The sequence below is a fragment of the Pseudoxanthomonas koreensis genome (assembly GCF_041890415.1).
In the GTDB taxonomy this organism is placed as follows: Bacteria; Pseudomonadota; Gammaproteobacteria; order Xanthomonadales; family Xanthomonadaceae; genus Pseudoxanthomonas; species Pseudoxanthomonas koreensis_A.
Genome location: NZ_CP169056.1, coordinates 1,231,553 through 1,255,490, shown reverse-complemented (window position 1 = coordinate 1,255,490; position 23,938 = coordinate 1,231,553). Strand labels below are relative to the sequence as shown.

The window sequence follows — 23,938 nt, the reverse complement described above, 5'->3', positions numbered from 1 at the left end:
TCATGTCTCCGGAAAGCACGCCAAGTGGTTGATCCCACGATGGCGGCTGCACCGTCGAAACGGCGTCGGACCGGGCAGTATAGCGGCAGCAATGGCCTCGCCGGCCCGCCACAGGGGGCACGTGCATGCAACCCGGGGCCGCAGCCTGTGTGCTTCGGATCGTGGCCCAGGCATCGCGGCCTGGCTTGATCAGGATCAGGACGCCCGTGTGCGCCCGCTGCCTAGACTGGCGGCGATCCCTGCTCCAGGACCCGAGACGACATGGACCGCTTCCTGACCCTGGCCCTGGCCGCCGCTGCAGCGGCCATCGCGACCATCGCTCCGCTGGCGGCCAACGAGATCATCGACCCGGCGCGCATGCAACGCGCAGAGGCGGTTGCCAATCCCGCCCGCCTGGACCGGGCGCTGACCGGCGCCTGGGACGTGTGGATTCCAGGATCGGTGACCTACAGCAGCGACGGCCGCGCCGTGTACCGCAACTACCAGCCCGGTGCGGCAATGAACCGGCTGGACATCGCCGCCGATGGCCGTTACCGCTGGGGCAACGCATCCGGGCGGCTGGAAGAAGTGCGGCCTTGGTACCACCAGCCCGGTCGCCGCTACTACCGGCTGCGCCACGCCAGCGGCGACGAATACGAATTCCACCGCAGCGACGCCGACCAGCTGATCGTGCTGTTCGGCGGGGTCGGTGGCCACGCCGCCACCGGCACCCGCCTGTCCGGCGGTGCGAAGGCGTCATCGACCGGTTCCGCGCCGGCCTGGGCCGCCGGTGCAGGCGTCGAGATCCTCTGGAACGGCCGCTGGTTCCCGGGCCGCATCCATGAAGCGGCCGATGGCCGCTACCGGGTTGGCTACGACGGCTACGGCAGCAACTGGGACGAATGGGTCGATGCCGCGCGGCTGCGCGCCCTGCCCGGCACGGCTCCTGCCCCGGCTGCGGGCCAGCCGCCGCCGGTACCGGCCAACGGCTCCGCCCCCCTGGACGTGCAATGGCAGGGCCAGGCCGCATCGGCTCCAGTGCCTGCCGCAGGCGGCAGCGCATCCAATCCACTCGGCGTGCAGTGGCAGGGCGCGGGTGCGGCGACGCAACCGCAACCCACCGCACCCCCGCCGGCACCCACCGCACCGACCCTGCCGGCCACGCCCACCACGCCGGCCGCACCGGGCAATCCGCCGGTAGCGCGGCCTGCACCGGTGCCATCCGCACCCGTTGCACCTGTCGCGCCCGCACCATCACCGCAGATCGCGGCTGTCCTGGTGAACCGCTGGCGTTTCGAGGCCATCGCCTTCCAGGACAGCACCGGCAGCACCAATGTCGATGCCACCGGCACCCTGACCCTGGGTGCGGACGGCCGCTACGAGCAGGATCTCTATATCGGCGGCATCCTCAACGCCGTGCGTGGCACCTACGCAGTGGATGGGCAGCGCCTGCTGACGCGCTACGACTGGGCCGGCCAGCCGGCCAGCGAGGTCATGGACGTCAAGCTCAGTGGCGACGGCCGCCAGCTCACCCTGCTGCGGCACGGCTCACCGATGGTCCATTACACCCTGAGCCGGATCGACTAGCTGCCAGCCATCATATGGCCGGCGGTGCGCGGTCACAGGCCTCGGCGTTCACGTCCGCACTGGGCGCCAACGCGCGCGATCACCACCGGGCCCGGGCAGACACACGCTTCATCCGCGCCAGCGTTCGATCCATTCCACGAAGCGGTCGACGAAATCCTCCAGGAACTCGCGGGTGTCCTGCCGGGTGATCTTGCCTTCTTCATCGACCAGCTCCTCGCTGAAGTGGATGTAGACCTCCGGCTGCGGCATCACCGCCACGTCCAGATAGGACAGGATATTGCGCAGGTGCTGTTGGGCCATGGCCGTGCCGATCGCACCGACCGAGGCACCGGCCAACGCCGCCGGCAGCCCGGCGAAGGCGCTGTCGCCATACGGGCGCGAGGCGATGTCGATCGCGTTCTTGAGCACGCCGGGGACCGAACGGTTGTACTCCGGGGTAACGAACAACACCGCGTCGGCGCCGCGTACCTGCTCCTTCAGCGCGGTGCCGGCCGCCGGATAGTCGTCATCGGAGTCCTGGTCGTACAGCGGCAGCACGCGAAGGTCCACGTACTCGAACTGCAGCCGGTCCTCGCCCAGGCGCTCCAGTGCACGGGCCAGTTGCCGGTTGTACGAGGCCTTGCGCAGACTGCCGACGAACACCACCACCCTGGGCTTGTCCATCGCCGTTCTCCTGCTGGGGGACAGGCCATCGATGCTAGGCCTGCACCTGCGCGCATGGAGTGAAGGCCCCAGCAAGGGCCGGTGGCCGCCGCGCTACCCCGCGCCCTGGCCGCCGATGCCGGCGCGACTGGCGCGCCAGTGCGCGTGCCAGGCCTGGAACATCAGCACCGTCCACAGGTGCGTGTGCCATTTGCGCTCGCCACCGCGGAAACGCTGCCAGACATCCCCAACCAGTTCCGGGACCAGGACCCCCTCGTTTCGCAGGCGCTGCGGCTCCAGCAAATCCGCCGCCCACCCGGCCAGGTCGCCGCCCAGCCAGTCGCCGACCGGGGCGCCGAAACCGCGCTTGCCGCGGTCGACCATCGCATCGGGCAGGTAGCGGCGCAGCACGCGCTTGAGCAGGTACTTGCTGGTGCCGTCGCGCAGCTTCATGTCCTGCGGCAGGGACCAGGCAAACTCCACGACGCGCCAGTCCAGCAACGGTGCGCGCGCCTCCAGGCTTACCGCCATGCTGGTGCGGTCCACCTTGCACAGCAGGTCGTCGGGCAGATAGGCCAGGAAGTCGGCCAGCATCATCGCCTCGGCCTCGCGCCCGGGCATGCCCAGCGGATCGGCCTGACGATAGACCGTGTCCGGCTCGCGCGCGCCGATCACCACCGCGGCGGGCTCGCGCCAGCGCGAGACCCGGTTGCGGTACACGTCGCCGATCCCGCGTGCGCCCATTTCCGCCAGCAGCGCGGCGGCGCCACCCGTGCGCGACCCTTCGCCGCGCGCGCCGGGCAGGCGTGCCAGCAGGCCGCGCAGCGGCCGCGGGATGCGGCCGAGGATGGCCCAGTTGCGCAGCGCGCGCTGGTAGCGGCCATAGCCGAAGAACAGTTCATCGCCGCCATCGCCGGACAGCGCCACCGCAACCTCGCGCCGGGCCAGCTGGCACACCAGCGCGGTGGGCACCTGGGAAGCGTCGGCGAAGGGCTCGTCGAACATCGCCGCCAGCCCCGGGACCAGCGCCGAGGCATCGGACCCGCTCACGTAGAGTTCGGTGTGGTCGGTGCCGAGGTGCCGCGCCACCTGCGCCGCGTCCGGGGCCTCGTCGTGGCGCGACCCACTGAAGCCGATGGTGAAGCTGCGCACCGGGCGCTCGCTCTGCGCCTGCATCAACGCGGCCACGGTCGACGAATCGGTGCCGCCGGACAGGAACACGCCCACCGGCACATCGGCCACCCGGCGCAGCCCGACCGCATCGCGCAGCAGTTCATCAAGCCTGGATTCGGCCTCGGCCACGCCGGCGGCGAAGGGCGTGTCCAGCGCGGCGCGCATGCGTTCGCCCGCGTCCCACCAGCGGTGCTGTGCGCGCTGCGGATCGTGCGCGTGCGCGCCTGCGGCCACCGCGGCCGCGTCCAGCCGCAGCAGGCAGCCGGGCATCATCTTGAACGCGCCCTCGTGGATGCAGTGCGGCGCCGGGATGTAGCCCAGCCGCAGCAGCAGGGTCAGCGCATCGCGGTTGACCCCGTTGTCGAACCCCGGGTACCGCCACAGCGCCTTGAGCTCGGAACCGAACACCAGCGCATCGCCGGCCCAGCCGTAGTACAGCGGCTTCTTGCCGACCCGGTCGCGGGCCAGCCACAGGCTGCGTTCGCGCCGGTCCCACAGGGCGATGGCGAACATGCCGTTGCAACGCGGCAGCACGTCCTCCACGCCCCATTCGGCAATCGCGGCCAGCAGCACCTCGGTATCGGAGCGGCCGCGGAAGCGGTGGCCGAGCGCGGCCAGCGCGGCACGCAATGCCGGGTGGTTGTAGATCTCGCCGTTGAGCGCCAGCACGTAGCGACCATCGGCCGACACCATGGGCTGCTGCCCCAGCGGCGACAGGTCGAGGATGCTCAGGCGGCGATGGCCCAGTGCGATCCCGGCCTGGCCGTCAATCCAGTATCCGGCATCGTCGGGGCCACGATGCGGCATCGTGGCGGCCATGTCCTGCACCTGTGCGGCCAGCGCATCGCCGTGCATCCGTGGCTGCGCAAGCAGCAGTCCGGTCAGCCCGCACATCGGTCAGGCGTCCAGCTTCGCGGCGGCGGCGACGATGTCGTCCTCGCACGGGATCACCAGCAGGGCGGCGCCCGCCAGCGGGGTAAAGGTGTCTGCGCCCACGACGCGGCCGAACGGGCGCCCGCCAAAGCCGCCCTCGATGATTGCCGTCACCACGCCCTCACCCACCCCGGCACTGCGCCGCCCTTCGTCAACGATCAGGATACGCCGGCCGCGGCGTGCCTGCTCGACGATGAACGCCGTGTCCAGCGGCACCAGCCAGCGCAGGTCGACCACGCGCACGCTCCAGCCGTGTGCGGCTTCGATCCGGCGCGCGGCGCGCAGGCTCATCGGCACGCCGTTGCCATAGGTGAAAATGACAAGGTCGTCGCAGCCGTTGCCATCGTCCACCGCGTACACACGGCCCTGGCCGGGGACCATCGCGCGGCCCTGCTCCGGGTAGGGGAACAGCCAGCCACCATCGCCGGGCGCGTACAGGTCCTTGGTCATGTACAGGGCGATGGGTTCCAGGAACACGGCCACCCGCCCGTCCACGATGGCCATCGCCGCCAGGGTGCGCAGCATCTCCACCGCATCGTCCCCACGCGACGCACAGCCGACCACGATGCCCGGGATGTCGCGCAGCGCGGCGATGGAATTGTCGTTGTGGAAATGGCCGCCGAACCCGCGCTGGTAGCCCAGCCCGGCGATGCGCACCAGCATCGGGTTGCGGTACTGGCCGTTGCTGAAGAACTGCAGGCTGGCCGCCTCGCCGCGGATCTGGTCGCAGGCATTGTGGAAGTACGCCAGGTACTGGATCTCCGGCAGCGGCAGCATGCCCATGTTGGCGTAGCCCTGGGCCAGGCCGAGGATGGTGGTCTCGTCCAGCAGCGTGTTGAACACGCGCGTGCCACCGAACGCCTTGTGCAGCCCGCGGGTCACGGTATAGACGCCGCCCTTGCGGGCAACGTCCTCGCCGAACAGCAGCGCCTGCGGGTACTTGGCCATCAACTCGTGCAGGGCCTGGTTGATCTGGATGGTCAGGTGCCGCGGTGCTGCCTGTGCCGGCATCGCGCCTTCGCCTGCAGGCGTGGCCGGCAGCGGGTGCGACACGCGGCGCGCCGCTTCGGCGGCCACCGCCGCCGGCGTGTACGGCGCCAGCGGTGCCACCACCTCGGCCAGGGTGGCCAGCTTGGGTTGGCCGGCGGCCTCCTCCGCCGCGGCGAAGCAACGGCGGCGCATGGCCTCGTAGGCCTCCAGCACGCCATCGGCGTCCATCAGCCCGGACTCGAGCGCGATCATCGCGCTGCGCAGCAGCGGATCGTGGGCTTCCACCGCGCACAGCTCGGCGATGTCGCGCCACTCGACCTCGAAATCGGTCCCGGCATGGCCCATCAGCCGCACCGTGCGCAGGTGCAGGAACGTCGGCCGGCGGGTGCGCCGGCAGTGCTCCACTGCAGCGCGCACTTGGGCGTAGCCGGTGGCCAGGTCCAGGCCGTCGGCATGGAAATAATCCAGGCCCGGCATGGCGCCGAAGCGTTGCGCAATCCAGCCCTCCGGGGTACGCACCGAAATGCCGATGCCGTTGTCCTCGCACACGAACAGCACCGGCGCCGGCAGGCCCTGGTAGGCACTCCATGCCGCTGCGTTGAACGCGGCCTGGGCGGTGGCGTGGTTGGCGCTGGCATCGCCGAAGGAACAGATGGCGATGCTGTCGGCCGGCACCGGCAGCACGTGGCCGATGCGCCGCGCGTGCTCGATGGCCAGCGCCGTGCCCAGCGCCTTGGGCAGATGCGAGGCGATGGTGGAGGTCTGCGGCAGCACCCACAGCGGCTTGCTGCCCCACACCTTGTGGCGGCCTCCGGAGGCCGGGTCATTGGCGCTGGCAGCAAGGCTCAGGGCCGCGTCCATCACCGGATCGATTGGCTGCCCGTACGCGCCCGGCAACTGGCGCGCACGCTCGGCCATGAACGCGCCGCTGCGGTAATGCAGGAACGCCGGATCGGTAGGCCGGGCCAGCCGCGCGACCATCGCGTTGCCTTCGTGGCCGCTGCTGCCGATGGTGTAGAAGACCGCATCCTGGCGGCGCAGCACGCGCGCCATCAGGTCCAGGTGGCGGCTGATCAACTGCGACTGGAACAGCTCGCGAAAGCCGCACACGTCCAGGGCACTGCCTGCCAGCACCGGGGCATCGTCGCGCGGAGGAGCCGATGCGGGGCCGCGCCAGTCGCGTACCGCCTCGGTGAAGTTGCGGTCGCAGATCGCGGCGCGGTCGATGCCCCGGCGCCAGGCGGCAATCTCGCCGCCGCCGGCCGCGGCGCTCACGTGCCGCCGTCCGCCGCTGCCATGCCCATCTGCGCCAGCGGCAGGAACAGCGTGTAGCAGGTGCCGGACTGCGACATGCCATGCACGGCGATCATGCCGCCGCCTCCCGCCCTGCCCATTGCGCACGCGACTGGCCCCAGATTTCCACCGCGCGCTCATGGTGCGGTTCGGGCAGTGCGCCCATGCGCAGGAAGCGCGAGCCCAGCTTGGCTGCCACCGTGCGCGAGCCGGCGTTGTCCGGGTCGATGGTGTGGATCACCTGTTCCCAGCCAAGCGTGGCAAATGCCCAGTCGATGCAGGCAGCCGCCGCCTCGGGCGCGTAGCCGCGGCCCCAGCGTTCACGCACGATGCTCCAGCCCACCTCGGTACCGGGCCAGCCCTCCGGCTTCCACGGCCCGACCCGGCCCACCCAGCGCCCGCTGTCCTTCTCGATCACCGAGAACATGGCAAACCCCTGCAGCTCCCAGGAGCCGCGCATCGTCGCCAGGCTGCGCCATGCCAGCGCACGCGGCATGGAGCCGCCGATGTAGCGGGTGGCGACCTCGTCGGCCAGGAAGGCGGCCACGGCGTCGAGGTCCTCGTGCTGCGGCAGGCGCAGCAGCAGGCGCGGTGTTTCCAGTTGCAGTCCGGACAGGTCCATTGGCGCATGCCTTGTCGGTTGGTTCATGCGAAGCGCGATCCCTGCCTGCTGTGCTGGCACCCCATCGCCACTGTGCTCAGAACGCGCTGATCCCGGTCAGCTCGCGGCCGATCACCAACTGGTGCACGGTCTCGGTGCCCTCGTAGGTGATCACCGACTCCAGGTTCAGTGCGTGGCGGATGGCCGCGTGTTCGGTGGTGATGCCGGCGCCGCCCAGCAACTCGCGGCACTCGCGGGCAATGTCGATGGCCATCCGGCAGTTGTTCCACTTGGCCAGGCTGACCTGTTGCGGCTGCAGCGTGCCGGCATCCTTGAGCCGACCCAACTGCAGCGCAAGCAATTGAGCAAGGGTGATCCGCCGGGCCATGTCGGCCAGCTTGATCTGCGCACTCTGGGTGGCCGCCAGCGGACGCCCGAACAGGATGCGCTCCCGGCTGTAGCCCAGTGCCTCCTCCAGGCAGGCGATGGCCGCGCCCACCGGCCCCCACGAGATGCCGTAGCGGGCCTGGGTCAGGCAGCCCAGCGGGCCCTTCAGCCCGGCGGCACCGGGCAGGCGATTGGCCTCGGGCACGCGCACGCCATCGAAGAACAGCGCCGATGTCACCGAGGCGCGCAGGCTCATCTTGTGCTTGATTTCCTGCACGCTGAAGCCGGGCATGCCCTTCTCCAGCATGAAGCCGCGGATGCCCTCGCCGGTCTGCGCCCAGACGATGGCGATGTCGGCCAGGCCACCATTGGTGATCCACATCTTGGCGCCGTCGATCACCCAGTCGCCACCATCGCGCCGCGCGTGGGTCTTCATGTTGGCCGGGTCCGATCCACCGTGCGCCTCGGTCAACCCGAAGCAGCCGATCACCCTGCCCGCGGCCATATCCGGCAGCCAACGCTTACGCTGCTCCGGGCTGCCGTAGGCGAAGATCGGATACATGCACAGCGAGGACTGCACGCTGACGAAACTGCGCAGGCCGCTGTCGCCACGTTCCAGCTCTTGGCAGATCAGCCCGTAGCTGACCGCATTGAGACCAGCGCCCCCGCAGTCCTCGGGCAGCGACGCGCCAAGCAGGCCCAGCGCGGCGATCTCCGGGACGAGCTCGGCTGGAAAGCGCCCCTGGTCGAAGCAGTCGCCGATGATCGGCAGCACCCGCTCGTCGGTGAAGCGCGCCACGGCCTCCTGGACCGCACGCTCCTCGTCGCTGAGCAGCGAACGTACATCGAACAGGTCAGTGGCAGGCAGGGCCATGTCAGGCGCCTCGACGGGAATGGTTGCGATTGTATCCTTGTGACGGACACTAGGGAGCCCTGATCACCAGTCGGCCTTCAAGAGTAACAATCACTGGGTCATTACAGACGAGAGGAAAAAGACAGGAAGGCGAAGCAGTCCAACGCCCCAAACGACTCCAAATCCAGATGAAAAATCTCGGCTCATGGCTTGGAAATCACTCGCGGACAGTGTGGACGGGACACAACGGGACAACCTCTCAGCCTTTTCCTAATTTCGAGAGCGAGGCATTGATCTCGCTCCCAGTAATCATCTCATCGGTCTCTGTATAACCTTCCGGCTTATTATAATCATACTCAATTTTGAATTTTCCTGTAGGAAATAATGTAAACATCATCCCCCAAATACGCTCTCCAGTTGTGTGGAGCAAGTCATCCCTTAAGAATATGAACGCCTCCGATGCCTCTCCCGCAATCTCGAAAGACGGGAATCTATCGTTTTCAGCAACATGTCCACTTTTCTCGACACGCCGATAATAAGTACGCGTGGACCTAGCCAGAATTTGTGTAGTAGAGCTAGCTATCTCCCAATCACTACCATCCACAACGTCTAAGATGGAAGCAGCAATTAATTTGTAAGCTTCTTCTGTATTCATAAATTATTGATTGAATATGATTGGGGGACGGGGCTTGCCATCAATTATAGGCGTAACTTGGAATCGATTAGGCCTCGACCCGCCACTAGAAGGATAACTTAGATCTATTTTCACGCTAACTGATTGCCCATTGTCAATAGCACGACGCAAATGATTTTCCATTGCCTTCCAATCACCACGATTTAACGTCGACGCCTGTGGAACCAGGTTGATTCGATCACCCGCGCCACCCAAGCTTGCTGCGATCAGATGACCACCTTCATCACCAGCATTACCACATTTCCCGACGACGCACTGCTGATGAGCATTGCGATCCATCTTGCTTAAACTTAGTTCACCCTCAACACCCTTGACACGACCAGCCGTATCGGTCACATAAACATACCCATTGTCCAACTTATAAGCCGCGTTCGGTTCTAGTGAACCATTGATAGCCCGACTCCAGTTGTTCTTGGAGCCAGCCGGAACTTGGAATACATTCTGAATGCTTCCATCTGTTTCCAGATGACCTGCCCCCACTGGCCGTACCAGTGATTACTGATAAAGCCCAGGGTTGAAGGTTACTGCGTTGTTGGCTTGTTGTGCTCGGTGGTTGGCAGCGAACTGGGCCGGTGGGATACGACCGCAACTGCTGTGTGGGCGGACTTCGTTGTAGTCGCGTCGCCAGTCGGCGATGACCTGGCGGGCTTGGGCCAGCGAGGTGAACCAGTGCTCGTTGAGACACTCGTCCCGGAACTTGCCGTTGAAGCTCTCGATGTAGCCGTTCTGCATGGGTTTACCCGGCTCGATCAGCAGATGCTCGATGCCGTGTCGTTGCGTCCAGGCGATGAAGGCCCGGCTGGTGAACTCGGGTCCGTTGTCGGTGCGCACGGCCCGTGGGTAACCGCGGAAGCAGGCGGCTTGGTCGAGCACGCGGATCACGTAGGCGCCGCCCATGCCGTGGTCCACCGTGATGTCCACACACTCGTGGGTGAAGTCATCGGCCACGGTCAGAGACTTGAGCCGCCGGGCGTTGGCCAGGGCGTCGCTGACGAAGTCCATGCTCCAGACCTGGTTGGGTGCCGTGGCGATCGCCAGCGGCTGCCGTTCAAGCGGTGGCCGCTTGACCTTCTTGCGCCGGCGCACGGCGAGGCTGGCCTCGCTGTAGAGCCGGTAGATCTTCTTGTGGTTCACGTCGGGGAACTCCGGACGAAGCAGGTCGTGCAGGCGGCGATAGCCGAACCTGCGCCGGACCCGGGCCAGTTCGATGATCCGCGCCGACAGCGCCTGCGTGGCAGGCGTTGGCTCGGGCGGGTGGCGGAAGGAATCGCGGGACAGCCCCGCAAGGCGGCAGGCCCGGCGCTCGCTCAACACGGTCTGGTCGAGCATCCGCAGGACCGCCTCGCGCTTGCGTTGCGGGGCTAGCGTTTTACCCCGAAGCCGATCTTCAGCGCCTCGATATCCAGATGGGCGTCGGCCAGCAGCCGCTTGAGCCGGCTGTTCTCGGCCTCGAGCTCCTTCAGGCGCTTGGCGTCCTCGGCCTCCATGCCGCCGTACTTGGCCCGCCAGGCGTAGAAGCTGGCGGGACTGAAGCCGTGCTGGCGACCCAGTTCCGACACCGCCATGCCGGCCTCGGCCTGCTTGATGAATCCGATGATCTGCTCGGTTGTGAAGCGACTCTTGCGCATGTCCGTCCTCTCGGGTTGACGGACTTTACAGCTTCACGTGGTACGGCTCAGCGGGGGCAGGTCAGCCCCGCCCGATACCGTGCAACCGCATCTGGGCCATGGACCTGACCGGCAAGGCCGACCTGTCGGGCCGGCAGCGGATGATCCTGGGGGTGGTCGATCATGGCGCGCGGGCCTGCCTGCGGCTGTCCGACCTGGCCGACAAGCGCAGCGCCACGATCCTGCGGGAACTGTGCAGCGCGTTCAGGAGGTTCGGTCTGCCTGCGCGCATCCGGGTGGACAACGAGGCCTGTTTCAACTCGCACTTGATGAAGGCAACGATGGCGCTGCTGGGCATCACGCTGCAAACCACCGAACCCCATTGCCCCTGGCAGAACGGGCGTATCGAGCGGTTCTTCGGCACGCTCAAACGGCATCTGGACAGGATCGCCATCGTCGATGGCGACGACTTGCGCCACAAGCTGGTCGAGTTCCGCTGCTGGTACAACCATGCGCGGCCGCATCAGCACCTGGGCGGACATACGCCGGCGGAAGTCTGGGGCGGCAAGCGCAAATCCACGCGAGGCCCGAAGTTCGTAAGCATCTGGGATGGCGCGATCACTGGTTGGTGGTTCCCGCCGTAGCCGGCGGCCGGGATTCCAACGGGACGCACGAAGGGCAACGCTGACTGTCCACGGGCGGGCTGCGCGGCGTGCGCGAAATCATCCATGAGTGGACAAAAGTTCACCCGCAATCACCCGACGAGAGGAAAAAGACAGGAAGGCGAAGCAGTCCAACACCCCAAACGACTCCAAATCCAGATGAAAAATCTCGGCTCATGGCTTGGAAGTCACTCGCGGACAGGGTGGACGGGACACCATAAGCCACGCGGCTTAGCACCTGAAAAACCCTCCCGTTCGACTGAAAAATCCTGGCTCATGGCTGGGAAAATGCTTGCGGACAGTGTAGGCGGGGCAGCGGTCCACAGATTCTTCAGGGGCGACTACTTGTCCTTGTAATGACGATATCCATTACGTTCCATACACGAACGAAATGCGGCGGACCACTCGTTGCTTAAAGCCCCTTTCTTTCTTAACTCCTCATCATTTCTAATATCTTCTCCGCACTGTCGACCTACGATTCGTTTGTCTTCTTCCGTGGCGCCCGGCTTGATCCAAACCTTAACTTTGGATTTCACCAAAACTGCCGGACTGCTAGCATCATATTGTTGGTATGAGGTACAAGATAAAGTAAATAATAAGGATATAGAAATTGCTATTAATTTCTTATTCACCACCCTTCTCCTTGAGCTTAGACACTTCCTTCTTCTTTGGTGCCACATAAGCTGGAACACTATATTTTCCTTGCCCCCAATTTTTGTCCGTGATCTCACGTAAATTCACGCGACTCCCTGGATCGTCACCCACTTGAATATAGGTCCCTTCCGGCGGAAGTTCCGCAGTGTAGGAGCTATGTGAATCAGGAAAGCTCCCGTCATTCTTTTGACTTGTAGCTGGATTTCCACCGATCCACCTGCCAACAATGTCTGTAGGGTGGGTCGATTGATAAATTTCACCGCGGTCGTCGCCGATCTTATCGACAAGAGTGGCTGCCTCTTGCGCGTTAGCTGCCGCACCGTTGTATAGGATCACACTGAGGGGAAGACCCATCCTGTCTTGACGATCAAGATCGTGCATCGCATTCGTCCAAGTCATGCTGCCTCGACTGTGATTGACACTATTGACTACTCCGCCCTGCTGACCAGCCATGTCAATAATCACTTGATTTGCCTTCTCGGCGCTAGTCAATGGCAGGACCCCACCGAGTAAATCATTCAACTTGTCATAGCCGGCATATAATATCTCCGCGACTGGATTTCCAGTATATGGATTAAGAATGTAGTACACGCCTTGTGCACTAGCTTCATTCGAATTCTGTTTGGCACCCGTTGCCAGCGCGTATTCCTCTTTGTTGAAGATTCCATTGTTGAAAACATGGATACTGCCGTCGCCACCCACGGCAACGTCGCTAATGTCCACCTCCCAATTCGTACAGTTCTGACCGTTGGCCTCGCACCGCTGCACCACGATCTTGCTCTGGGCCGTGGCTGTACGGCGTACCAGATCGATCTGGGTCATGGCTTCGCCGGTCAGAAGATTGCTCGCATCAGGGCCGGCATAGATTCCCATCGCAACGACATCCAGCCACATGGCGTTCTTCTTGATGCCGGCCGCCTCCTCGTCCAAGCGTCGTGATTCTTCGGTATCCACACCGCCATTGGCCATCCGGATTTCACGAGCCTGGTCCAGCTTGGCCTGTGCATGCGCGTACAGTTCGGCCTTGGCCTCCTGTCGGTTCCGATCAAACGCCTGCGTCACCTGCACCTGCAGGTCCAGCTCCCTCTGCACCGCATCAGCATCGAACCTGTTGCTCAGCGCGCCACTGTCCTTGGCGACCGTATCCGTGCTTGTGGTCGTGGCCACATCGGCCTTGATCTGGTCGATGGTCCTGCCGGTGGTCGCCTGACCCGCCGCATCCGTGATCGTGATGTTCGCCGTATTGATACCACTATGAGTGGTACTGCTTTGGTGAGCATCATCGATGCCAAAGCCGATCGATTTACTGGCAGAAGTTCCACCCGCCTTGCCATCTGGCGCGCCCTGGGCCATCTGGTGTTGACCCTGCTCACCCTTGCCATTGACGCCCATGCTGCCGCTCAGGCCAAACGAAGACCCCTCGTAGTCGGCGCGGTTCTGGATGTCGGCAATCGCCAGGGTGCCGGTGCTGAAGCTGTTCCGGCCCGTGGCCTCGGCTTCGCTCGTACTGGTGACGATGCCGCCGATCAGCTCGGTGCTGCCCCTGACCTTGACGGCATAGCCACCGTCGCCGGCCAGGATGCCACTCTGTTCGGAGACGCTGGCATAGTCGGATTGGATATTGGACTGGTTGTAACTGGCGCTCACCGACACGCCGTAGCCGGCGGTCACCTGGGCGCTGGCGTTCATTTGCTTGCTGTCGTAGGTCTCCGTGTCCTGCAGGCTCTCGATCACCAGATTGGCGGCATCCACCTCGACCCGATCGCCGCTGACCTGACCGCCGCGAATAGTCGTGGTCCCGCCACTGATAAGTGTCGTAGTTCCATCGCTGCCCACGTGCGCATTGACGTTGGCGATGGTCTGACCATCGCTATGGCCCTTGCCAACATTCCCGCCTGCGGTGATACCTGCCGCCCAACCGCTGGAGCCACCGCTGACCGCAACGCCCGCGTTCCAGCCGCTGGAATTATTTTCGGTCTTTTGTTTGTACGTGCTTTGCGCAGCCTGAATGTCAATGGCATCGTCTGCATACAGCAGCGTTCCCGTGCCGCCGTACACATCCGAGCCCGAGATGCGCACGTCGGAGTCCATTCCACCTCCCGTCGCCACTACGTTCAGTTGGCCTCCGGCGTTGACCGTGCTGCCCACCACTCCATCGCTGGTGGCTGTCAGTTCGCTCTTGGACTGCTGCTTGCCGTAGGTAATCGAGACGTTGACCGACTGACCACCGCCACTCGCTGCGCCAGCCACTGCACCAGCGGCTTGGTAGGTATCGTAGGCGGTGTTGGCCGCAGCCAGTGCATTGACTCGATTGTCTTTGCTCCTACCCGCCGTCTTGGCCGAATCGTATGCGGACAGAGCTGCGTCGACCACAGGCGCTGAAGCACCGACCGTCACTCCACTCTGCTTGGTCCTGGTCAATTCTTTGTAAGTCGATGTGTCGTGGCCTTCTTCGATGTTGACCGCACGACCCAGCAAGGTGACATCGCCCTCCGGCGAGCTGATGGCCGAACCTTGGACATGGACGGCACCTTCGCTGGACACGATGGTGGTGTCGCCGTAAAGGCTGCCTACGACGGAACCCCGGACGCTGCTTCCGTTCGACTGGGATTTGACCTCGCTCTTCTTGCTGCCGATCGTGAAACTGGGCCCGCCATTGCCGAACACACCCGATTTCTTCTTGCTGGAGGCGTATGCCGTGGTGCTGGTGTCGTAGGCATTGACGATCTCCACGCCTTGGGCACCTGAGATGGTCGTGCCATGCGAGCTGACCACATCCGAACCCTGGATTGTCACGGCATTGTCTGCCTTGATCGCCACCGTCTCGCCGCTGAGCGTGGTGCCGATGGCGTAGCCGTCGTCGTAGGACTCCCGCGTGGTGGTGGTCTTGCTGGACAGCAGGCTCTTCTTCTTCTTGACCGTGGTCTGGGTGTAGCCGTGCTGCTCCTGCGCCGCGGTCAGGTTCACGTCGCGCCCGGCCGCCAGCGCGATCCCGCCCTGGTCGCTGATCGCCGTGGCCGCCGCCAGGTTCACGTCGCGCCCGGCCACCAGGCCGATGTCGCCACCGGCGTTGAACGTGGCGCCATGCACCGTCTCGTCCAGGGTCGTCGTGGTCTGTCGGAACCGCTTGCGCGTCTCCAGGGTGTGGCTGCTATCGGCGGTGGTCAGGGTGGTGGTGTTGAGGTCGTGGCCGGCGCTTACCGTCAGTGCGCCACCGGCGTTCAACTCCGCGGCCACCAGGTTGACGTCGTGGCCCGCGCCCAGCGCCAGATTGCCGCCGGCCGTCAGCGCCTGCACGTCCAACGCCTGCGTCCTGGTCACCGTACTCACGCGAGTCTTGTCTTCAACGCTGATCCGAAGCTGGCCGGTCGTTTGGCCCACCTGCGACTGCACGCTCAGATCGCGCCCCGCGTAGGCGGTCAGGTCCTGGCCCGCAGCCACGGTGGACTGGCGCACGCTCAGGTCACGGTTCGCGTGCAATGCCATCGAACCGTCCGCAGTCACCGTGCTGCGCTGGGCCAGGTCGAGGTCGCCGCCGGCCACCAGGGCCAGATCGCCTCCGGCCTGGACCCGGCTGGCGCTCACGCCCAGGTCTTGGCCGGCGATCAGCGTTACGTTGCGGCCGGCGCTCACCCCTGTCCGCTCCAGGACAAGGTCGCCCTCGGCCTGGATGCGCGCATCGTCGCTGGCGTGCAGGCGCCCGCTGGCGCCCTGCACATAATCCCCACCCGCCGTGACCACCACGGTCTGCCCGGTCAGTTGCCGGCGGTTGAACACGTCGCCGATGGCATCGACCGTGACCCGTGCGCCGCGCACCACGCCGTCGTTGATCAGGGTGTCGGCGCTGAGCCAGGTGCTCTGGCCGCCTTGCAAGGTGCCGTCGTTGCGCACCGCGCCGCCGGCGGTGACGTCCAACGACTCGCCACCGGCGATCAGCCCGCCCGTGGATGCCAGGCGCTCGCCGGTACTGCGCGACAGGTACACCACCGGCACCAGCACCCGCTCGCCGGCCACGTCCTGCTCCACCAGCCAGACGATGTCCTGGTCCAGCGCCGCGACCTGGGTGCTGGTCAGCGGGGCACCCAGTGACAGCCCAAGCCGGTCGGCAACCGCGGCCGCGCCGTCCATCAGGGCGGTGTATTGCGCCAGCCCGTCGCGGTCGTCGGCGGTGCCGGCCAGGTTGCGGCGTCCAGTCAGTTCCTGGACCTGGTCCTGCACCAGGCGCCGTTCGTAGTAGCCGTCTCCCAGGCGCTTGTGCGTGTCACCCGGCACGTCCAGGCGTCCGAGCAGGTAGTCCGAGCCGCCCGCCTCGCCCCGGGCGAACCTCGGCGAGGTGCTGACCAGAAACGCCGCACCGGCCCCGGGTTCGCGCGCGTACATGGCGTTGTCCGGCGGCACCAGCCCGGGCAGCGGCTGTTCCGGGGTGCCGATGGTCTGCGCCCGGGCCGGGCCGTCCACCGCCGGCGTGCCGCCATTCTGGACCGCGTGCGGGCCGCCGCCCGCGTTGATCCATGCGGCCTGCAGGGGATCGAGCCCGTCACGGCGCAGGCGCGCGGTGCTGGCGCCACGCGGGCGTGCCACGCCACCAACCGTACCTGCCTCCACCGCGTCCGGGCCGCCGGACACCGGAGCGCCGCCGTCTTGGCCAGGCAGTTGGCCCGGACCGGACAGCATCACCTGGCCCGGTGCCTGGTCCACGCCGGCCGTATCCATCGCGCCCTGCTCACCGGGGGCAACGACCACGGTGTTGCTGACATCACCGCCGGTGCTGATGTTTACGCCGCCGCCGGCAGTGATGGTGGCGCGCCCTTCCTCCGGGGCATAGGGGAACTGGACCTGCCTCGGTCCGTAGTACCCCGCATAGCCGGCGGTCTGGTAGCTGTTGTTGGCCGCGCAGTCGTGGAGGGTGCCGGCGCAGTAACGGAAGCCCACGCCGTAGGTGGCATTGACCTCCCAGTCCTGCATCGCGGCAAACGACTCGTTGAACACGCCCGGCGCGTCCTCGCCGGCGCCGCTGCCATTGATCAGGATGCCGCCGCCAGCGGCAATGACCGAGGCGCGGTTGTACAGGGTATTGACCTCGAGGATCATGCTTGCGCCGGCCAGCAGCTGCGCGGCGGCCGAGGTGCGGGTGATGGCCACCTCGTTGAGCGGGGTGAGGGTTTCGACGTAGCTGGACAACGACATCCTGCAGTCGAAGTCCTCGCTGCAGTGCTTGGCGTACTCGGACTGGTAGGCCGCGTCGTAGTACACAAGATCGGCAGGGTCGACCTGCAGGCGCCCATCAGCTTGCTCTGCAGGGCTCAGCTCGCGGTTGATGTACTCGATGACCCGGCGCCGGTTGTCCACCGTCCCGGCACCCACGTACAACTGACCGCCAGCCAGGATGCGGCCGGAGAGATTGACCACGCTGCCGGCCGGAGCAATGCCGTCGTGGCCCACGATGTCCATGTCGCCGGCACTGAACAGTTCGCCGTCCAGGTTGGACAGGCTGCCCACGCGCAGCCCCAGGAAGTCGGCTGCGCCGATGAAGCCCTCGCCGTACGCCACGGCGGCATCGGCCGTGCCCAGGTGGCGGCCATTGGTGAGCGAGCCGGCCTCGATCGAGATCTCGTTGCCGATGATGTCGCCGGTGTTGGCCACGGCTCCGGCATCGATCAGCACCGCATCGCCTTCCAGGCGCGCGCCGCTGCGGTTGTCCACGCTGCCGGCATGGATGCTCAGCAAGCCGGTGCCGCCGGCGTTGCTGGCATTGATGGTGCCGTGGTTCACCAGGCCGACGGCAGTGAGCAGCAGGTCGGTGGTGCTCTGGATGGCGCCCGCGTTGGTGAGGATCCCGCCGACGTTGAGGTCGAGCACGCCGCCGGTTTCCAGGACCTGGCCGGCGCCGTAGGTGAAGTCCCCGGCGATGTCCACGTCCACCATCTGTGCGCCGAACAGGCGCCCGCTGCCGGACAGGAGGCCGAGGTTCAACTGCAGGTAGTCGGCGTCGATCTGCCCGCCGGCCAGATCCAGCACGCCGGCGACCAGGTGCACGTTCCGGGCCTGGATCCGCGCATCCATGGCGTTGCGGATGCTGGCCAATTGGATCCACAGGTTCTCGCCGGCGCCGAAGCGGCCGCGATTGTCGAGCATGCCCGCTGCACTGGTGTAGTGCAGGTCGCGCGCGGCGTAGACGGTGCCATCGTTGTCCAGCGTGCCCACGTCCAGGAGCAGGTCTCGCGGGGCCGCCAGCACGCCGTCGCTGCCATTGTCCAGGCTCCCGGCGCCAACCTGCACGTCGCCGGCGCGGCTGCCGATGGTGCCCCCGCTGTTGGCCAGGTGTCCGCTGGCGGTGACCACCAGGGTGGGCGTGCCGCCGTCGGCGGCGTCCTGGCTGCCGGCCAGGATCTGCCCGCCTGCGTTGTCGATGGCTCCGGCGACCACGGTTGTCACGCCAGCGGTGTCCAGCAGGCCGGCGCGGTTGTCGAACAGGCCACCGGCCTGCACGCTGATTCCGGCCTGGCCCTGCAGCAGGCCATCCTGGTTGTGCAACGCGCCCTGGCTGGTCACTTCCAGCGCATCACGTGCCGCCAGCGTGCCGCCGCTGTTGTCCAGGCTGCCGGCCTGCACGCGGGCGTTGCCGCTGCCGCCGATCACGCCGCCGCCACTGTTGTCCAGCGCGCCGCTGACGGACACCGTCAGCCCGGCACCCTGGTCGTCCAGCACTTGGCCGTTGCGATTGTCCAGCGAGGTGGCACCCAGCGCGAGCGCGCCACGCGCATCGATCTGCCCACCGGCGTTGTCCACCGCGCCTGCCGTGATGTCCAGGCCGCCGCCGCTGGCGATGCGGCCGCCACTGTTGTCCAGCCCGGCATGCGCCGTCAGGTCCATGACCTGGATCCCGGTGGAGGCAAGCGTGCCACCGGCGGTGATCAGGGTGCCCGTGTCCAGGATGATGCGGTCGGCCACGGTGGTGCCGCCGCCCAGGTTGGTATGGGTGCCCTGCAGGTGCAGGGTGCCCTGGCCGGAGAGGGTGCCGCCAGCGCCGTCCAGCACGCCGGCATCGATGTGCAGGTCGCCACCGGCACTGCGGATCGTGCCGGCGGTGTTGTCCAGGTGGGCGGTGGACAGCGCCAGGTCGGTGCCGGTTTCGATCGTGCCGGCGGCGTTGTCCAGCTGCCCGGCCACGTCCACCAGGCTGGTGCCGGTGCCGGCCGCACCCAGGTAGCCGCTGCTGTTGTCCAGCGTGCCGGCGGTGACCGCCAGGCTGCCGTTGCCGGCAATGGTGCCGCCGGCATTGTCCAGCGCGCCACCCACCGCCAGCGACAGCACACCGGGTCCGGCGGCCTGCATCTGGCCGCCGGCGGTGGTCAACCCGGTGGCATCCACCGAGATGGCATGGGCGATGGTGGTGCCGTTTTCGAGATCGACCTGGTCGCCGACCAGGGTCAGCGTGCCGTTGCTGGCAATCGTGCCGCCCTGTCCGTCGAACACCGGCACGGTGATGTCCAGCTGGCCGTCACCGGCGTGATGCAGGGTGCCGCCGGTGTTGTCCAGCCGCTGCGCCGCAAGGTCCATGTCGCCGCCGGCGGCGATGATGCCGGCGGTATTGTCGAGCAGGCCGTCGGCAGTGACCTGCAGGCGCCCCTGGCCGGCGGCCTGCAGTTGCCCGCCTGCATTGGACAGCTCGCCCGCATGCACCACCGTGTCGCCGGCGGCGATGATGGTGCCGCCGGTGTTGTCCAGTGCGGTGGCCGCGTCCAGCTGGCTGGACTGCGTGCCGGCAGCGGTGATGGTGCCGCCGCGGTTGTCGAGCACGGGGGCCTGGATGTGGAACGCGCCGTTGCCGGCGATGTGGCCACCGGCGTTGTCCAGCATGATGCGCGCGGTGATCGCCAGTGGATCGCTTCCGCTGGCGCTCAGCATGCCCCCGGCCGTGACCAGGGTGTCCGCATCGATCACCACCCGGCTGGCCGAGGTGCTGCCGTCGCGCAGGTTCACATCATCGGCGGACAGCAGCAGGGTGCCGTTGCTGGCAATGGTGCCGCCGGCGCCGTCCAGGGTGTCCACGTTGATGGTCAGGGTGCCATCGCCTGCATGGCCGATGCCGCCACGGGTGTTGTCCAGCACCTGCGCGGACAGGTCCAGGTCACCGCCCGCGCCGATGTATCCGCCAGCCGAGTTGTCGATGCCGCCGGCCACGTCCAGGTAAAGGGCACCGCTGCCGCCGGTGCGGACCACGCCCCCGGCATTGCGCAGCTCAGCGGCCTGCAGCACGGTGTCGCCGCCGGTCTCCAGCACGCCACCGGTACTGTCCAGGGTGCCCGACACGGTGATGGTGGACGCGCCGCTGCCGATGGCCCTGACCGTGCCGCCGGCGTTGTGGAACTCGGCGGTGTCCAGCTGCAACGTGCCGTTGCTTTCGATCCGCCCGCCGGTGTTGTCGATCCAGTCGCTGGCCTTGAGTACCAGGGGACCCTTGCCGGTGGCGGAAAGCGCGCCGCCGGCGGTGGTCAGGGTGGCGGCGTGGATGGCGATGTTCCATGCTTGGGTCGTGGCGCCGGTCAGGTCGATGTCCGCCCCGTCCAGCCACAGCGAGCCATTGCTCAGGATCGTGCCGTAGGCCAACTCCAGTGCATTGGCCCGCAGCGACAACCTGCCGGTTCCGGCATGACGGATGGTGCCGTCCGTGTTGACCAGGACGTTGGCACTGAGCGACATGCTGCCGCCCGATGCAATCAGGCCATCGCCATTGTCCAGGCGCCCGCTGACATCCACGTCCAGCGAGCCGGAGGCACTGAGCGTGCCGCCGCGGTTGTCCAGCCCACCCGCCGATACGTACCCCTGGCCGGCGACGGCCAGGGTGCCACCGGTGTTGTCGAAGATGCCGCCGATGGTGACCCGGCTGGCGCCACCGCCCGCCGCGGTGATGTTGCCGCCGTGGTTGAACAGTGACTGCGCCGCCACGTCCAGCGCCCCGTTGCCGGCGATGCTGCCGTGGGTATTGTCCAGGGCGCCACGCACGTTGAGCCGCAACGCCTCGCTGCCGAAGGCATTGAGCGTGCCGTACGCGGTGGTCAGGCTGCCGGCGTCGATGCTGATCTGCTCGGCCACCACGCTGCCGCTGTACAGGTTGACGGTTTCGCCATCCAGGACCAGTCCACCGGCGCTGGTCACCGTCCCGTACGCACCTTCCAGAACCTCGGTGAGGATGACCAGCTCACCCGAATTGGCGTTGACGATGCTGCCGCCCGTATTGAGGACGGCAGGTGCTTCCAGGTGCAGGCCGCCGCTGGCGCCCAGGAAGCCGGAGCCACTGTTGTCCAGTGGCCCGCCCACCACGATGCCGAGCGGGCCCGCTGCCTGGACGGCGCCGCCCCGGTTGACCAGTTCACCGGCCCGCAGATCCGTCGTTGCGCCCGTGGCCAGGACGCCGCGCGTGTTGTCCAGCAAGCCGCCCACGTGGATGCGGCTGTCGCCTGGCCCGGACGCGGCGATGAGGCCATCGCGGTTGTGGAGGATGCCTGCATCCAGTTGCAGGACCCCGTTGCCCTGGATATGGCCACCGCTGTTGTCCATCCGCTCGCTGGCCGTGATCTCGAGGGCAGCGTCGCCCAGGGCGATCATCGTGCCGCCGGCGGTCACCAGCTCCCCGGTGTCCAGCACGATGGCCTGCGCCTGGGTGGTGCCGTCGCGCAGGTCCACCGATCGGGCATGCAGTTGCAGTGCGCCGTCGCTGGCCAGGATGCCGCCCTGGCCGTCGAGCGTGTCGGCATGGATGTCCAGGCCGCCTTCGCCGGATTGCTGGATGGTGCCTGCCGCATTGCCAAGCGCACCGGTGTGGATCGACAGTTCGCCGCGGCTGGCCACCAGCCCGCCATCGTTGTCGAAACCTGTCGCGTCCAGGCGCAACCCGGCGGCCGAGAGCGTGGCGCCGCGGTGGTCGACCTCGCCCGCTTCCAGCACCAGCGAGCCGGCCGTCGCAATCACGCCCTCCTGCCCGGTGAGCTGGCCGGTGCGCAGATGCATCCCCGCATCGCCGCCATGTTCGATCCGGCCACGCGCGTTGAGCAGTTCGCTGCTGTGCAGTTCGAATGCCGATGCAGCGGTGAACACCACGCCATCGGTGTTGTCGAAGCTGCCCTCGACCCGCAGCGCCGACGCCTGCTGCCCGCGCTGCACGAGGGTGCCACCGCGGTTGGCCAGCTCGCCCACCTCCAGATCGAGCACGCCGCCGGCTTCCAGGTGTCCGCCGTCGTTGACGACGCGCTCCAGCGCCAGGTCGATGTCGCCGGCCACCAGCAACTGGCCGCCGGCGTTGTCCAGGGCGCCGCCGGCCAGGGCCAGATGATCAACGCCCAGGTGTCCATCGGTGTTGTCCAGGCCGCTGTCCACGCGCAGGTCGATCCCGCCGCCTGCATGGATTGCGCCGCCGTCGTTGTCGATGCGTCCGGCGATCCTCAGGAACCCGGGCGCCGCCTCCGGCGCGGCGTCGGTTCCCGGGCCTTCGGCGACCGGGGTGCCATCGCTGTTTGGTTCATCGCTGCCTGATTCATCACTGCCCGGCGCATCGTCGCCCGCGTCAGCGACGGGATTTTCCGGCGGAGTCGCGTCCGGCTCCCCATCCTGCGGGGCGGGGGCGGAAATCCCGATGCGGCCACCGTCCCGGTTGGCCAGGGTCGCCGCGGTCAGCGACAGCCCGTGTCCACCGGTCTGGACGATCGACCCGTCATGATTGCGCAGCGCGCTGGCATCGATCTCGAGGTGCTGCGCGCTGAGCGTGCCACCGCTGTTGTCCAGCGCGCCGCCGGCATCGAGCACGAGCGCCTGCTCGGCGCTGAGCGTGCCGCTGTTGGCCATGCCGCCGGCCGCGGCCACGCGCACATCGTGGCGCGCCTGCATCGACCCGGTGTTCTCCAGCCTGCCGTCGAAGGTGACCACCAGGTCGCCGGCCTGCGCACCGATCTGCCCGGCATTGCGCACGCCAACGCCGTGCTCGTTGCCGACCAGCCAGATCTTGTTGGCGTACATGCCGCCGAGTGCGCCGACGTCCAGCGCAAACGTCGGCGGGGCTCCCGTTCCACCGGCCAGCGGCGCGACCTCGCCGTGGTCGGCACGCACCGTATTGCTGCCCAGGCTGGCCTGCAGATGCTCGGCCCAGATCCCTGCATTGACCTGCAGCGAGCGGGCGATCAGGTCGGTGTAGTCGGCCTGCCTGGCATCCAGACCGCCGCCCTCCACCACGATCCCACCGCGCTCCACCCGGTAACCATCCAGCGCGCCGCCCTTCATCACCGGCGTGCCCGTGGTCAGGGTGACCCGGCTTGCATTGATGAACCCGCCGCCATCGACCTGGATGCCGGCCGGATTGGCGATCACCACCTCGGCACGCTGGCCGGCCACCTCCACGTAGCCATGCAGCCGGCTGGGATCGCTGGAATTGACCTCGTTGAGGATGACCCGCGCAGGCCCGGTGGCAAGCCACGGGTTGCCGCCGATCCAGCCCGCCAACTCGGTCTGGGTGTCGGTACGCGAGTTGTTGAGGATCACGCCGGACTGGCCGACGTCGAACTGGCTGTACACGTTGCGCGAGACGCCATCGCGCGAGGGGGTGCGGATGTTGACCTGGGGCAGGCCGTTGGGCGTCTCCAGCACCGTGGGGCGCTCGTCCCTGGGCGCGCGCGGATCGGCGATGATCCGGCCCTGCTGGGCGTGCGCGGGCATCACCGTCACCCAACCCAAGGCGAGCCACAGCGCGAAACTCACCGGCCGCAACACCGCCGTCGAGGATGCGCCACCGCACTTGCCGCCGGCCTGCGGGCCACTCACCAGTTCAGAGGCAACCTGCCACACGCGCAGGGCACGATTGAAGACCAGCCGGTAGATGCGGTTCATTGATCT

Annotated in this window: 12 protein-coding genes; 2 read left to right on the top strand and 10 right to left on the bottom strand. The window is 66.9% G+C overall.

What is annotated here, in order from left to right; all coding sequences use genetic code 11:
* Positions 1-261 precede the first annotated feature (261 nt).
* On the top strand, positions 262-1,566 hold the full coding sequence (locus ACEJ41_RS05745) for a hypothetical protein (RefSeq protein WP_374013826.1): 1,305 nt from the start codon (positions 262-264) through the stop codon (positions 1,564-1,566).
* Between the two features lie 108 nt (positions 1,567-1,674).
* Here the strand turns inward: ACEJ41_RS05745 and ACEJ41_RS05740 are convergent, their stop codons facing one another.
* The 8 genes from ACEJ41_RS05740 to ACEJ41_RS05705 all read right to left on the bottom strand — a co-directional run bounded on the left by ACEJ41_RS05740 (position 1,675) and on the right by ACEJ41_RS05705 (position 10,760).
* The gene (locus tag ACEJ41_RS05740) at positions 1,675-2,229 is read right to left on the bottom strand and encodes an NADPH-dependent FMN reductase (protein WP_374013825.1); all 555 of its coding nucleotides are present in this window, start codon (positions 2,227-2,229) and stop codon (positions 1,675-1,677) included.
* 93 nt (positions 2,230-2,322) lie between these two features.
* Positions 2,323-4,275 (bottom strand): asparagine synthase (glutamine-hydrolyzing), encoded by a 1,953-nt coding sequence (asnB, locus tag ACEJ41_RS05735; protein WP_374013824.1) that lies wholly within the window; start codon positions 4,273-4,275, stop codon positions 2,323-2,325.
* 3 nt (positions 4,276-4,278) lie between these two features.
* Positions 4,279-6,579 (bottom strand): thiamine pyrophosphate-dependent enzyme, encoded by a 2,301-nt coding sequence (locus ACEJ41_RS05730; RefSeq protein ID WP_374013823.1) that lies wholly within the window; start codon positions 6,577-6,579, stop codon positions 4,279-4,281.
* 91 nt (positions 6,580-6,670) lie between these two features.
* Positions 6,671-7,219: a GNAT family N-acetyltransferase gene (locus ACEJ41_RS05725; protein WP_374013822.1), complete on the bottom strand. Its 549-nt coding sequence runs from the start codon at positions 7,217-7,219 to the stop codon at positions 6,671-6,673.
* A 76-nt stretch (positions 7,220-7,295) separates the two neighbouring features.
* Entirely contained in the window at positions 7,296-8,459 is a 1,164-nt protein-coding gene (locus ACEJ41_RS05720; protein ID WP_374013821.1) for an acyl-CoA dehydrogenase family protein, read from the bottom strand.
* 238 nt (positions 8,460-8,697) lie between these two features.
* Positions 8,698-9,093, bottom strand: coding sequence for a hypothetical protein (locus ACEJ41_RS05715; protein ID WP_374013820.1), 396 nt, complete (start codon positions 9,091-9,093; stop codon positions 8,698-8,700).
* Positions 9,094-9,096: 3 nt separating this feature from the next.
* The gene (locus tag ACEJ41_RS05710) at positions 9,097-9,612 is read right to left on the bottom strand and encodes a DNA/RNA non-specific endonuclease (protein ID WP_374013819.1); all 516 of its coding nucleotides are present in this window, start codon (positions 9,610-9,612) and stop codon (positions 9,097-9,099) included.
* 15 nt (positions 9,613-9,627) lie between these two features.
* A protein-coding gene (locus ACEJ41_RS05705) for an IS3 family transposase (protein WP_374013818.1) occupies positions 9,628-10,760 on the bottom strand; the annotation gives its coding sequence in 2 pieces (ribosomal slippage) (positions 9,628-10,505 and positions 10,505-10,760; 1,134 coding nt in all).
* Between the two features lie 98 nt (positions 10,761-10,858).
* Here ACEJ41_RS05705 and ACEJ41_RS05700 point away from each other — a divergent pair.
* Positions 10,859-11,383, top strand: a complete 525-nt coding sequence (locus tag ACEJ41_RS05700) for an integrase core domain-containing protein (protein WP_374013817.1) — start codon at positions 10,859-10,861, stop codon at positions 11,381-11,383.
* A 359-nt stretch (positions 11,384-11,742) separates the two neighbouring features.
* Here the strand turns inward: ACEJ41_RS05700 and ACEJ41_RS05695 are convergent, their stop codons facing one another.
* Both ACEJ41_RS05695 and ACEJ41_RS05690 read right to left on the bottom strand, forming a co-directional pair.
* Complete coding sequence (locus ACEJ41_RS05695; RefSeq protein ID WP_374013816.1) at positions 11,743-12,033, bottom strand: hypothetical protein; 291 nt, start codon at positions 12,031-12,033, stop codon at positions 11,743-11,745.
* Positions 12,026-23,932 (bottom strand): hemagglutinin repeat-containing protein, encoded by an 11,907-nt coding sequence (locus ACEJ41_RS05690; RefSeq protein ID WP_374013815.1) that lies wholly within the window; start codon positions 23,930-23,932, stop codon positions 12,026-12,028. The genes ACEJ41_RS05695 and ACEJ41_RS05690 overlap by 8 nt, the downstream gene beginning before the upstream one ends.
* Positions 23,933-23,938: the final 6 nt, after the last annotated feature.

Bases quoted from the DNA above. Each gene is read 5' to 3' on its own strand.
- ACEJ41_RS05745 (WP_374013826.1), top strand. From the start codon at position 262: ATGGACCGCTTCCTGACCCTGGCCCTGGCCGCCGCTGCAGCGGCCATC.
- ACEJ41_RS05740 (WP_374013825.1), bottom strand. From the start codon at position 2,229: ATGGACAAGCCCAGGGTGGTGGTGTTCGTCGGCAGTCTGCGCAAGGCC.
- asnB (WP_374013824.1), bottom strand. From the start codon at position 4,275: ATGTGCGGGCTGACCGGACTGCTGCTTGCGCAGCCACGGATGCACGGC.
- ACEJ41_RS05725 (WP_374013822.1), bottom strand. From the start codon at position 7,219: ATGGACCTGTCCGGACTGCAACTGGAAACACCGCGCCTGCTGCTGCGC.
- ACEJ41_RS05720 (WP_374013821.1), bottom strand. From the start codon at position 8,459: ATGGCCCTGCCTGCCACTGACCTGTTCGATGTACGTTCGCTGCTCAGC.
- ACEJ41_RS05715 (WP_374013820.1), bottom strand. From the start codon at position 9,093: ATGAATACAGAAGAAGCTTACAAATTAATTGCTGCTTCCATCTTAGAC.
- ACEJ41_RS05700 (WP_374013817.1), top strand. From the start codon at position 10,859: ATGGACCTGACCGGCAAGGCCGACCTGTCGGGCCGGCAGCGGATGATC.
- ACEJ41_RS05690 (WP_374013815.1), bottom strand. From the start codon at position 23,932: ATGAACCGCATCTACCGGCTGGTCTTCAATCGTGCCCTGCGCGTGTGG.